Origin of the sequence: Sphingomonas colocasiae (genome assembly GCF_019880585.1) — a bacterium.
Lineage (GTDB): Bacteria > Pseudomonadota > Alphaproteobacteria > Sphingomonadales > Sphingomonadaceae > Sphingobium_A > Sphingobium_A colocasiae.
In genome coordinates, this window is the sequence record NZ_JAINVV010000003.1 from 451,635 (window position 1) to 464,813 (window position 13,179).

General features: G+C 65.9%; 8 protein-coding genes and 1 riboswitch. Of the genes, 3 read left to right on the forward strand and 5 right to left on the reverse strand.

The window, feature by feature from the left end; genetic code table 11:
• Positions 1–10 precede the first annotated feature (10 nt).
• The 5 genes from K7G82_RS05730 to K7G82_RS30010 form a co-directional block, all read right to left on the reverse strand.
• Positions 11–2,059 (reverse strand): hydantoinase/oxoprolinase family protein, encoded by a 2,049-nt coding sequence (locus K7G82_RS05730; protein ID WP_222988867.1) that lies wholly within the window; start codon positions 2,057–2,059, stop codon positions 11–13.
• Positions 2,060–2,064: 5 nt separating this feature from the next.
• Positions 2,065–2,391 (reverse strand): cupin domain-containing protein, encoded by a 327-nt coding sequence (locus K7G82_RS05735; protein ID WP_222988868.1) that lies wholly within the window; start codon positions 2,389–2,391, stop codon positions 2,065–2,067.
• A gap of 11 nt (positions 2,392–2,402) precedes the next feature.
• On the reverse strand, positions 2,403–3,194 hold the full coding sequence (locus K7G82_RS05740; RefSeq protein ID WP_222988869.1) for an aspartate/glutamate racemase family protein: 792 nt from the start codon (positions 3,192–3,194) through the stop codon (positions 2,403–2,405).
• A gap of 84 nt (positions 3,195–3,278) precedes the next feature.
• A complete protein-coding gene (locus K7G82_RS05745; RefSeq protein WP_246623296.1) occupies positions 3,279–5,537 on the reverse strand; it encodes a TonB-dependent receptor in 2,259 nt (752 codons plus the stop codon).
• A 333-nt stretch (positions 5,538–5,870) separates the two neighbouring features.
• Complete coding sequence (locus tag K7G82_RS30010) at positions 5,871–8,543, reverse strand: winged helix-turn-helix domain-containing protein (protein ID WP_281422966.1); 2,673 nt, start codon at positions 8,541–8,543, stop codon at positions 5,871–5,873.
• 177 nt (positions 8,544–8,720) lie between these two features.
• Between K7G82_RS30010 and K7G82_RS05755 the strand changes: the two genes are divergently transcribed.
• From K7G82_RS05755 to K7G82_RS05765, 3 genes are all read left to right on the forward strand, one after another.
• On the forward strand, positions 8,721–9,590 hold the full coding sequence (locus K7G82_RS05755) for a DUF3011 domain-containing protein (protein ID WP_222988870.1): 870 nt from the start codon (positions 8,721–8,723) through the stop codon (positions 9,588–9,590).
• A gap of 182 nt (positions 9,591–9,772) precedes the next feature.
• Positions 9,773–9,979: riboswitch (cobalamin riboswitch) on the forward strand.
• 110 nt (positions 9,980–10,089) lie between these two features.
• Positions 10,090–12,393 (forward strand): 5-methyltetrahydropteroyltriglutamate--homocysteine S-methyltransferase, encoded by a 2,304-nt coding sequence (gene metE, locus K7G82_RS05760; RefSeq protein WP_222988871.1) that lies wholly within the window; start codon positions 10,090–10,092, stop codon positions 12,391–12,393.
• A gap of 4 nt (positions 12,394–12,397) precedes the next feature.
• On the forward strand, positions 12,398–13,156 hold the full coding sequence (locus tag K7G82_RS05765; RefSeq protein WP_222988872.1) for an acyl-CoA thioesterase: 759 nt from the start codon (positions 12,398–12,400) through the stop codon (positions 13,154–13,156).
• Positions 13,157–13,179 lie beyond the last annotated feature (23 nt).

Sequence of the window (13,179 nt, forward strand, 5' to 3'; positions counted from 1 at the left end):
GGATCGCTCCTCAGGCTGCCAGATGGATGTGGTAATTGCCGTATTTGTCGATCGTCACGCTGTGGGGCGGCGGCACGACGCAGGTGACCGAGGGTTCCTGGATGATCGCCGGCCCCTGAAAGGCCATGCCCGGCTCCAGCCGCAGCCCGTCGTAGATCGTCGCATCGTGGATGCCGTGCTGATCGAAATCGACGCTGCGCGTGGCGATCACCGCATCGCCGAGCGCGCGGCCGGTGACGGGCTTTTCGGCGAGTTCGGGCTTGTTGACCGCGATCGTCGCGACGAGGTGGAAGTTCACCACCTCGATGGCGTTGTCGAGCCGATAGGTGAAGCGCTTCTCGTGCGCGGCGTGGAAGGCGTCGGCGGTCGCGGCGATATCGACATCGCCGTCGGCGGAGCGCACCGCCGAGATCTTCACCGTATGCTCCTGCCCGATATAGCGCATGTCGAGGAAATGCTCGAAGCCGACATCGTCACGGCCGTAATCGTCCATCGCCTGAAGCCGCATCGCCGCGAAGCCGCTCGCGAGTTCGGCCGCCTGGGCGGATTCGAGCCGCGTCAGGTGCGTCTGGAGATAGTCGCGCCTGAGATCGGTCAGCAACATGCCCCAGGCCGAGAAGACCGAGGAATTGACGGGCACGATCACATGCGGGACGCGCAATTCCTCCGCCAGCGCCACCGCGTGCATCGCGCCGCCGCCGCCAAAGGCCATCAGCGCGAAATCGCGCGGATCATAGCCCTTGTTGGTCGAAACCAGCCGGAGCGCCGCCGTCATATTGGCATTGGCGATGCGGACGATGCCGCGCGCCACTTCCTCGCGCGAGAGATTGAGCCGCGCCTGGAGCGGCGCGAAGGCGGCATCGACCGCCGCCCAGTCGGGTTCGCGCTCGCCGCCGACGAAACTGGCCGGATCGATGCGGCCGAGCACCAGATTGGCGTCGGTCGTCGTCGCATTGGCGCCGCCATGGCCATAGGCCGCCGGCCCCGGCCGCGCGCCCGCCGAACGCGGGCCGACATGCAGCTTGTCACCTTCGTCGATCCAGGCGATCGATCCGCCGCCATTGCCGATCTCGACGATTTCCGACACCGCGGTCTGGATCGGATAGCCGGGATTCCGGGCGTCACGCTCGATATGATATTCGGTGGTGACCTTGACCTCACCATCCTCGACCAGGGTGCATTTGGCGGTGGTGCCGCCGATATCGAGCACGATCAGGTTGGGCTCGTCGATGCGGCGGCCCATATAGGCGGCGGCGAAGATGCCACTGGCCGGGCCGGATTCGACCATCGCGATCGGATTGGCCTTGGCCGCCTCCGCCGTCGCGATGCCGCCATTGGACTGCATCATGTAGAGCGGATGCGCATAGCCGCCGTCTTTCAGCCGATCCTCGAGCCGCTCGACGTAACGCTGGGTGATCGGATGCACATAAGCCGACAGCACCGTGGTGTTGGTGCGTTCATATTCGCGCCATTCACGGCTCACCTCGTGCGAGGCGAGCACCGAGACCTCGGGCCAGAGCCGGCGGATCTCCGCGACCACCGCGCGCTCATTGGCGGGCTCGACATAGGCATGGAGGAAAGCGACCGCGATCGCCTGGACGCCGTCGGCACGAAAAGCATCGATCATCGCGGGCAGCGGCGACAGGTCCACCCGCCGCTCGATCGTACCGCGATAGGTGACGCGCTCGTCGAGTTCGCCGCGCAGATAGCGTTCGACGAATGGTTTTGGCTTGCGGAAGTTGAAGTTGAACAGATCGGGGCGATTGCCGCGCGCGATCTCGATCACGTCGCGGAAGCCCCTGGTCGTGATCAAGGCGGTCTTCACGCCCTTGCGCTCGGTCAGCGCGTTGATCACCACGGTCGAGCCATGCGCGAAGAAATCGAGCTCGCCGATCGGCACGCCCGACTTGGCGAGCGTATCGAGCACGCCCTGCTCGAAGTTCGGCGGCGTGGTATCGGCCTTGGCGGTGCGGACCTCGCCGCACTGGCCGGTCTCGGGATCGACCTGATAATAGACGAGGTCCGTGAAGGTCCCGCCGACATCGCTGGATGCGCGCACCCTGGTTACTCCTGTTCTTCAGTCACGAGGAAATAGGCGACACGGCCTGTCACTCGGGTCAGTGTCGCATGCGGCTCGCCGGCCGGGATCACGACAAGATGGTCGCGCGTCACCCGCGTAACGCCGTCGGGCGTCTCGACATCGAACGCGCCATCGAGGATGAACGAGATCTCGGTGCCGGCATGGATCGAATAGCCCTCAGCCGGGTGCCGCACGCCTTCGGGAAAGCTCGCCATGCCGAAGGCGGTCGCGGTCGGGCGTTGCCAGCTTCGCTCGCCCAGAGTGTCGATCTGCACGCCGGTATCCGCCCAGCGCATCGGAATGATTTCCATGATATTATCCTTCAATAGCTGACGCGGTTGCCGATCGGCGGGGCCGCGGAGAAGATGCCGAAGCCGGCCAGTTCGGCCTCGGGCGGCGGCGCGCAGCTCCATGCCCGGCTCGGCGTCCAGCCGAATTGCCGGCGCAGCCCGCCCAGGAATTCGGCCATCTTGAAGGCCGCCAGGATCGGATCGATCACGGGAACACCCAGTTCCTTCTGCACGACCTCGTTCATGCCGAACGAGCAGGTGCAGCCGAGGATCAGCGCCTCCGCCTTGTCCTCCTCGATCGCGCGGCGCCCCGCTTCCAGGATGCGCGCGGTGGTGAAGTCGCAATCCTTCTGGAGATCGGGCACGCCGATCCCGATCGCGCGCATCGACGCCAGATTATGCGCATAGCCATAGGCGGTGACGCGCTCGCGCATCTGCACCGCCCATTTCTCCTGCCCGATGATGATCGAAAAGCGGTTGGCGAGATTGGCGGCGATCTGGACCGACGCCTGGCACGGCGCGACGACGACGGTGCCGCCCGAAATCTCGCGCGCATCCTCCAGCCCCGGATCGTAGAAACAGCCGATGACCATCGCGTCATAGCCCTCGCCATCGGCCATGCGCGCCAGCCGGACCATGTCCGCCACGATCAGTGCCTCATAGGTGCGATATTCGAGATGATCGGGCAGCAGCCTGGTATTGAGCGAAACCACGTCGACCCGGGTGTCGCGCTGCTTGATCCCGCCCATCAGCGCGCCCATCGGATCGTCATAGGCGGGCTTGCCGATCGGGTTCACCCAGAGCACGCGTGTCGTGTCGGTCATGTCAAAACCTCTCCCTGCGCGCCGGCACAGGGCCGGCGCGGGATTGATGCGATTTGCGTTTGGGGCGTCCCCGCCCCCGAGGCGTCAGAACTTGATCGAGAAATCGACCGACCAGGTGCGCGGCAGGCCGGGCTGGGCAAAACCGCCGAGCACCCATTCCGCATTATATTTCTTGTCGAACAGGTTATCGACCGAGGCGATCAGCGACCAGCGTCCGTCGGGCTGCTCGACGCCGAGGCGGAGATTGGCGAGTTCATAGCTGCTGCGCGCCGTCGAATTCTCCGGATCCCAGAACTGCCTGCCATGATGTTCGACATCGGCGCGTGCGAACAGGCCGAAATCGTCGGTGATCGCGGTGCGATATTGCAGCCCCGCGGCCCAGCTGTCCTTGGGGACATAAGGCGTCTGGTTGCCGACCAGGCTGGGATCGACCGAATATTTGCGGATGCGGCTGCGGGTATAGCCGTAATTGGCGAAGGCATCGAGGCCCTCGGCAAGCTTGGCCTGCGCTTCCAGTTCGAAGCCGGTCGAGCGCACGCGATCGATATTGACCAGCACCTGCCCGCCGATCGCCCCCAGGAACACGAAATAGAGCGGGTTCTTGTCCTTGGTCGTGTAGAAAGTGCCGTTCAGGCGCAGTCGGCGATCGAACAGGTCGCTCTTGAAGCCCAGCTCGAAGGTTTCGGCCTCTTCCTGCTGCACGACATCCGAGACGCCGTTGACGCCCGCCGCCTGCGCGACCGCGGCGACGCCGCTCTGGTTGAACTGGCCGGAGCGGAAACCGACGCCCCAGGATCCGAACAGGTTCAGATTGTCGCTGACCCGGTATTTGGCGGAAACCTTAGGCTGGAACAGATCGTAGCTGTTGCGCTTGATGCAATTGCCGGGCGCCGCCGCCGAGCAGCCGGGCGGGAGCGATCCGGTCTGGTCCGCGCGTACGGTCTGCCGGCGGCGATCCTTGTCGTAGCGCCCGGCGACCGACAGTTCGAACCTGTCGGTCACGTCATAGGCGAGATTGCCGAAGACCGCCCAGGCGCGGTTGTGATTGTCGTCGGCGAAGAAGGACAGCGTCGGGTTCGCCGGGTTGGTGAATTGCGGCGTGCGCCGGACGGATACGATCCCCTGCAGATTGTCGTCGCCCGTCGTCGTCGAGATGAAGCGCTTCGTATCGAGATAATAGGCGCCGACCATCCAGCGAAAGGCCTGATCCGAACGCGAGGCGATCCGCAGTTCGTTCGACCACGCCTTCATGTCCTCGAACTGGGTCTGGGTGCCGTCGGTGCCAAAGACGTCGACGCTCGCGGTATAGGCGAACTGGTCGCCGGCGACATATTCCTGCACCCGATCATAGGCGGTGACGTTGGTGATCGTCGCGAAACCGGCATCATATTCGAGCTTGAGCGAAACCTGCCCGGTCTTGCGGACATTATGGCCGAGATTGGTCGCGCAGAAGCTGCGGACGACGCGGTCGGCGTCGGGCGCCGGCCCGCCGAACGGATTGGCGGGATCGAGGAAACAGGGTTTCGCCGGATCGAACTTGGCGGACTGATACTGGAAATTGACGCCGCCGCCTTCGGTGCGGCCGTATTGCGCCTTGAGATCGGCGGTGAAATTCTCACCCAGTTGCGCGAAGAGCTGGCCGCGCAGGTTGAGATCCTCGATCCCGTCGACCTTCCGGTTGAGATAGGTGTTGCGGTAATAGCCGTCGAGATTGCGATAGCTGGCCGCGACGCGGAAGCGCAGCGCGTCGCCGGCGATCGGCCCGGAGACCGATCCGCGCGCTCGGTAATCCTGCCCGCGGCCATAGCCCAGCGTCGCCGAACCTTCGAACGTGTCGCTCGGCTTCTTCGTGGTGATGACGATCGCACCGCCGATGGCGTTGCGGCCGTAGAGCGCGCCCTGCGGGCCGCGCAGCACTTCGATCCGCTCCAGATCGAACAGATCCTGGGTCAGCTGGCGCGACGAGACCTGCTGGACGCCGTCGATGACGACCGCGACCGGGCTCTCGCCGTTGCGGACCTGCGAGACGCCGCGCACGGTGATGAAGGAAACGCCCGCGCTCTGCGACTGGTTGATCGAGATATTGGGCGTTGCCGACAGGAAGTCGCTCACCCCTTCGATCTTGCGATCGGCGATCGACTGTTCCGAAAAGGCGGTGACCGCGAGCGGAATGTCCTGGAGATTCTCGTTGCGGAGGCGCGCGGTGACGACGATGTCCTCGACGCCCATGGTCTCGCCCTGCGCTTCCTGCGCCCCGGTATCCTGCGCCCAGGCCGATTGCACGATGGCCATGCATGCCAGGGCCGCGCCTGTCGCCAGTTTCCGTTTGACCGAAATCATCATCTCGTCCCCCCTCGGGCTGTCGCGCCGTCTTCGGGGCATTGGCCCCGGACGGGTCGAATGTTCTTGACCCCCTTCGTGTCGGGCAGGCGGTGTCGGGAAACAATCGCCGCGAAGCATAGCCGCAGGCGGGATTCGGCTAGGCTGGGCGGCGGTGCCCGCCAAAACCTACTCGAACGGGTAGGTCTTGCCTGGCTGACCTCACCCCGGCCCTCTCGCTTCGAGAAGCGTCGAGCCTGTCGAGACGCGTCCGCCGAGAAGGGCTCGACGCCGCCGCCTTCTCGACTTCGGTTCTCGGCAGGCTCGAACCTGCACTCGAAACCAACGGTCAGGGTGTCAGATCAGGCCGAGTTCGCGCGCGCGCGCGACCGCCTGGGTGCGGCGGGCGACATCCAGCTTGGCGAACAGATTCTTCAGATGGAACTTCACCGTATGCTCGGTCATGTCGAGCAGACGGGCGATCTCCTTGTTCGACCGCCCCTGCGCCAGTTCCTCCAGCACCTCGCGCTCGCGCAGGGAGAGCCCCGCTTCCCCGCGATCCTCGTTCACCCGCGCCAGCCGGGCGACGATGTTGGACGCGAAATCGACGACCAATATGTCGACATAGGAATCCTGCGCATGGCGCACCACGGCGCGGAGCAGCGGCAGCGAACCGCGATTCTCCAGAAAGGCGCCATAGGCGGTGTCATAGGCGGCGAGCGTCAGGGCCTCGATCATATCCTCGATCGCGCGCGGCCGATCGCCGGAGAGATCGAGAAGCTGCGCCCGCGCGATCAACATGCGCAGCACATGCAGCAACGCACCGGTGCCGCGCGCGCAGCGCAGCCCGTCACCCAGCATCGCGATCGCGCGCGCACGATCGATCGCCGCGAAATGCGCCGCCAGCGCCAGCCGGCTTTCCGCATAGACGAGCCAGCGGAAGCGATCCTGTTCCCAGCATCCGTCGGGCAGATCCTGCCGCAGCCGCATCGCCACCGACATCCTGTCCGCATGGCCGGCCTCCATCAGCACCAGCGCGTCGGCCAGCCGGTCGAGCCGTTCCAGCCCGCGCACCTGCGCGATCCGCCGCGCGCGTTCGATCGCCGCGTCATGGTCACGCAACTGGAAATGCTCGACGGTCAAGGCGACATAATAGATATCGACCCAGCCGTCGAAACCCTCCACCTGATCCAGGTCGGCGCGAAGCTGTTCGGGCGGCACGTCCGGTTCCTCGCCCGCCCAGAAACGCTGGCAGGTGGCGAGCAATCGCGACAGCGCGCGCAATCCGGGATCGAAGGCGAAATTCTCCTCCGCCATCCGCCGCGCGACGCTGAAATGCGCCTCCGCCGCCTTCAGCCGCCCCTGATACATCGCCGCCAGGCCGGCATGGAGGAAGCAATAATTGAGCCCCAGCACGGTGCGCGCCTGCCGCATCATGCGCATGGTCTGCTGGGCGCGGCGATCGGCGGCGTCGAACCGCCCGAGCGCGAGTTCATAGACGACGAGCTGGCACGACAGGATCGAACGGGTGACGGGATCGTTGGGTGCGATCCGGGCCAGCCCGGCGTCGAGCCGGGCCACGCCGTCGCCGTCGATATGATGATCCTCATAGACGGTGAGCAGCGCGCCGACGTTGAGCAGATCGCGTTCGAGCGCGGCATCGCCCGACCGGGCGGCCTCGTGCGTGTGCGCCGCGATGTCGAAAAAGGCGCGCGCCTGTTGCAGCAACCCGTCCTTGAGGCAGGAATAGGATTTGGCGACCGAGATCCGCGGATAGGCCTGGACGACAGGCTCGGGCAATTGCTGCAACAGGCCGCGCAGATAGCCGATTCCGCCGAACAGGATCAGTTCCCAGCCGCCGGCACCCTCGATCAGTCGCGCGCAACGATCATAATCGTCGGCGAGCCGGGCGTGCCGCACCGCATCGGACATATAGCCGTTGCGCTCGTACCAGAGCGACGCGCGCCGATGGACGTCGCGCACCACCACCTCGCCATGCCGCCGGCGCAATTCGTTGCGCAGATATTCGGCGAACAGGTGATGATAGCGATAGCCGGCGCCGCCCTCGTTCAGGGGCACGATGAGCGCCCCCAGGGGTTCGAGCCGCGCGATCGTCCGCATGCTGTCGTCACGTCCGGTGACGGCGGCGGCGAGCTCGTCGTTGAAATGCTCGAGCGGCGCGGTCATCAACAGGAAGGACTGGAGGTCGGGATCGAGATCACCGACGATCTGATCCGCCAGATAGGTGGCGATATGACCCGAACCGCCGTTGAAACGCGCGATGCGGCTATTGTCGAGATCGTCGCCGACCAGCAGCTTGGCGAGCTGGACGGCGACGGGCCAGCCCTCGGTACGCTCGAGCAGGATCTCCAGCGTTTCCGAGCCGATCGGACGTTCGAAGACGGCGGCCAGTTCCTCGGCGGTGAAGCGCAGCGCTTCGCTCGTCAGTTCATCGGCGCGGCCGGCCGCCAGAAGATGCGCGACATCGAAGGGCAGCGCGGTCCGCGACGCCGCAACGATCGTCATGTTGCGCGGCATCGCGTGCAGCATCGCCTTCATCACCGCATCGACCGCAGGCGAGGCAAGCCGGTGATAATCGTCGAGCACCAGCAGCACGGGCTGGCCGAAACGCGCGACCGCGTCGAGCATGGCCGACATCACCGAAGGGATTCCGCTGGCGAGGAATCCCTCTTCGGCGCCGGCCTCCAGCCATTCGAGATCGAGCCCGGCGGAGGACAACGACGCGATGACATAGGACAGGAATTGCGAGGGGTCGGCGTCGCCCTCGTCGAGCGTCAGCCAGGCGACGGCGGCGCCACGATCGCGCGCGCCACGGCACCATTCGGCGACGGTGGTCGACTTGGCATAACCCGCGGGCGCGACGACGGTGGCGAGATCCAGGCCGAGCCATCCGTCCATCCGTGACGACAGCCGTGGCCGGCCGACGAGCCAGACATTGTTGCGCGGCAGATCGAGCTTGGAACGGAGCAGCCAGCGCCGCGCGGCTTCGCCGTCGATGGTATCCGACATGCCATTCCTATCCTCGCAATCGATCCGCTCTGCAACATGGTGCGTCGGGTTGCCCGCAACAGCCTGAAATCTTGACGCATTATTCATCGCGATTCGTGCTGTGCGGTCCCGGCATTCGGGTTATGCTGCCACCGAAACGATCGAAGGGGATCGTTTTCGAGCAAGAGAGGACGCGACATGAAGCGGATCTTCGGCACAATCCTTCTTTCAACCGCACTGACGGCACAGAGCATTACGCCGCTGATGGCGCAAAGCAGGCCATCGGATCGTCGCCCGGTGCCCCTGCCCCAGCCGGTTCCCGATCGCCCGGTGCCACTGCCGCATCCCGTTCCCGGCCGGCCGGAAATCCAGCCGCCGCGTCCCAATCCCGGCTATGACCGGAACCGTGGCTATGCCGGACGGATCGTGTGTGAATCGCGCAACAACCGGATGAAGCGCTGCGATGCGCGCACCGAGAACCGCGTGGTGCTGCTGACGCGCGGCAGCGGCAATTGTGTCCAGGGACGGACCTGGGGTTATGATCGCCGCTCGATCTGGGTGTCGCGCAACTGCCGGGGCACGTTCGCTTACGGCTATGGCAATAATTGGGGCGGCGGATGGGACGACGGCCGGCCTGATTGGGACAAAGACCGCGACAAGGGCCCCAGCACCGGGCTGATCATCGGCGGCGTCGCCGTGGCGGCCGGGCTGGTCGCCTTGCTCGCCAGCAAGAACAAGAAGGCCGACAAGCCCGCCGAAACTGCCGCGCCCGAAACGCCGCCCAGCTATCCGCCGGGCCCGCCCGCCGCGATCTCCGCCGATCTCTCCTCGCTGCCGGCGGAAGCCAGGCCGTCGATGCAGACCTGCCTGTTCGAAGCCTCGCGCCAGATCGGCGCGACGGGTGGAACGCGGCTGCGCTTCGACCGTCTGAGAAGCATCGAGCCGGGCAATGGCGGCTGGCGCTTCGCGGCCGAGCTGGTCGCGACCTATCCCGATGGCGACCGCGACGTGCCGATCTATTGCCGTGCAACGCCGAGCAAGGTGGTTCAGCTCGATTTCACGAGCTGAGAAAGGGCGCGGCATCGCGCCGCGACCAGCTGTGACGATGAAGGAATGGCGATCTTCCGGGCGGCCGGAAGATCGCCATTTCCGCGTCATGCAGTATCTCGATATCCACCGGAATATCGGATCAATATACGCCTTATATAAAGAAATCTTTATATCATACTTGACGAATGCGCCGCCACAGGCGATGCTGATGGGGTCGAGGTTCTTCGGTCGGGCATATCCGCGCCGGAGCTAAGACGGGAAACCGGTGAAAATCCGGTGCTGCCCCCGCAACTGTAAGCGGCGAGCGGCGGTCATCACGTGTCACTGGCGGCTTCGGCCGCCGGGAAGGCCAGGCCGTCCGCGCTGACCCGCAAGCCAGGAGACCTGCCTTCGACGCGATAACGTCCACCGGCGGGGTGCCCGGTCTGGCCGCTTGCGCGTCCACAGCCGGGTCAGCCGTGCCGTGCGCGCACGTGTCCGGTCCGATGGCCCTCCGCCCCACTTCGGGGAAGAAGACATGACCGTTACGATTGCCTCGCTTGGTTTTCCGCGCATCGGCCCGCGCCGCGAGCTCAAATTCGCGCTGGAGCGATATTGGTCCGGACAGTCCGGCGAAACCGAATTGCACGAGGCCGCATCCGGACTGCGCACCGCCACATGGGCTCGCCAGAAGGCGCTGGGCATCGACTGGCTGCCATCCAACGATTTCTCGCTCTACGATCACATGCTCGACATGAGCCTGATGCTCGGCGCGATCCCGGCACGTTACGGCGCGGCCGACGGTGAGGCCGGCCTCGCCACCTATTTCGCGATGGCGCGCGGCACGGCCGGGGAAGAGAGCGGCTGCAGCCATGCGCATGCCAGCCTGACGGCGTGCGAAATGACCAAATGGTTCGATACCAATTATCATTTCCTGGTGCCGGAACTCCATGCCGGACAGCGGCTCGCGCTCGGCCGTTTGAAGGCGGTCGAAGAGTATCGCGAAGCGAAGGCCCAGGGTTATGAAACGCGCCCGGTGATCGTCGGGCCGGTGACATGGCTGAGCCTGGCGAAAGGCCATGGCCTGGATCCGTTCGACCGCCTCGACGAGATACTGGGCCTGTACGGCGTGATCCTGGGCCAGCTCGCCCTGGCGGGCGCGGACTGGGTGCAGATCGACGAACCGATCCTCGTCACCGATCTCGACGATCGCCAGCGCCGCGCCTTCACCCGCGCCTATGCCCGGCTCGCCCGTTCCGGGCCGAAACTGATGCTGACCACCTATTTCGGCGGGCTCGACGACACTCTGTCCTTCGCCGCCTCGCTGCCGGTCTCCGGCCTGCATGTCGATCTGGTCCGCGCGCCGCACCAACTGGCGCCGCTGCTGAAAGCCGCGCCCCGATCGCTGCTGCTGTCGCTGGGGGTGATCGACGGCCGCAATATCTGGCGCGCCGACCTGGAGGCTTTGCTCGACCGGCTCGAGCCCGTTGCCGCGATGCGCGACATCGTCATCGCACCATCCTGCTCGCTGCTGCACGTGCCCGTCGATCTCGCGCTGGAGCACAAGCTGGACGACGAAGTGAAACAATGGCTGGCCTTCGCCGTACAGAAGCTGGAGGAACTCGCCATCCTCAATCGCGCATTGGTCGACGGACGCGCAAGCGTCGCGGCGGAGCTCGCCGCCTCCACCCAGGCCGCCGTGCTGCGCCGCGCATCGCCCAGGATCCATGACGCACAGGTCGCCGCGCGGATCGCCGCGATCACCCCCGCCATGCATGACCGCCGTTCCGGTCACGCGGCGCGGCGCGGACAGCAACAGGCGGCGCTCGGCCTGCCCGCCTTCCCCACCACGACCATCGGATCCTTCCCGCAGACGGCGGACGTGCGCCATGCCCGTGCCGAACATGGCCGCGGCCGGCTGGATACGGACGCCTATCGGCAATTCCTGCGGGAGGAGACCGAACGCGCGATCCGCTGGCAGGAAGAGGCCGGGCTCGACATGCTTGTCCATGGCGAGTTCGAACGTAACGACATGGTGCAATATTTCGGCGAGCAATTGTCGGGATTCGCCTTCACCGCCAATGGCTGGGTGCAGAGCTATGGTTCGCGCTGCGTGCGCCCGCCGATTCTGTATGGCGACGTGTCGCGGCCCAGGGCGATGACCGTCGATTGGTGGCGCCATGCCCAGGGGCTGACCGACAAGCCGGTCAAGGGCATGCTCACCGGCCCCGTCACCATCCTCAACTGGTCGTTCGTGCGCGACGACCAGCCGCGCGAAGCGTCGTGCCGGCAGATCGCGCTCGCCATCCGCGATGAGGTGCTCGACCTGGAAAAGGCCGGCGCGCAGGCGATCCAGATCGACGAGGCGGCTCTGCGCGAAGGCCTGCCGCTGCGCCGGCGCGACTGGCAGGCCTATCTCGACTGGGCGGTGGCATGTTTCCGGCTTGCCGCCGCCGGGGCCGACGATGCGACGCAGATCCACACCCATATGTGCTATTCGGAATTCAACGACATCCTGCCCTCGATCGGCGCGATGGACGCCGATGTGATCTCGATCGAGACCGCGCGCTCGCAGATGGAATTGCTCGAAGGCTTTGCCCGCTATCGCTATCCCGCCGCGATCGGCCCGGGCGTCTACGACATCCATGCGCCGCGCGTGCCCGGCGAGGCGGAAATGGTGGCGCTGATGCGCATGGCGCGGCGGCACCTTGCCCCCGACCAGCTCTGGGTGAATCCCGATTGCGGCCTGAAGACCCGCACATGGGAGGAGGTGCGCCCGGCGATCGCGGCGATGGTCGCCGCCGCCCGCACATTGCGCGCCGATCTGGCGGCGGAGGGCTGACGCGATGACCCGCCACGCCGCCGGCACCGTCCGCCTGATCGACATGGTCTTTCCGGGCGACACCAACCATCATGGCACGCTGTTCGGCGGCGTGGCGCTCGCGCATATGGACAAACTGGCGTTCCTCGCCGCCTCGCGCCACGGCCGGGCGCCGTTCGTCACCGCGTCTTCGGAGAAGATCGATTTCGCGGCGCCCGCTCGCGCCGGGGAGATGATCGAAGCGACCGGGCAGGTCGTCCGCGTCGGCAACGCCTCGCTCGACGTCGAGGTTTCGCTGGTCGCCGAAGCGCCGATCAGCGGCGAGCGCCGGCTGTGCACGCGCGGGCGCTTCACGCTGGTCGCGGCAAAGGGGCCGGACACGTGCCTTCCGCTGCCGCCGCTTGGTTTCGTATCAGCGGAGCCCGCCGATGACGGCCGGCTCAGGATGGTCGACATGGTGTTTCCGCCGCAGACCAATCATTACGGCACGCTTTATGGCGGCGATGCGCTGAAGATGATGGGCAAGGCCGCCTTCATCGCCTCCACCCGGCACAAGCGCGCGGTGATGGTGATGGCGGCTTCCGAACGCGTCGATTTCACCTCGGCCATCCACGAAGGCGAAATGGTCGAGCTGGCCGCAGAGGTGAAGATGACAGGGCGGAGTTCGGTGCGCATCGGCGTCGAGCTCTCGGCCGAGGCGCTGTTGACCGGAGAACGCCGACGGGCGGCATCGGCGATCTTCACGATGGTCGCGGTCGATCGCGACGGCCGGCCGGTCCGATAACCGCCACAGCCGATTGGCGCGGC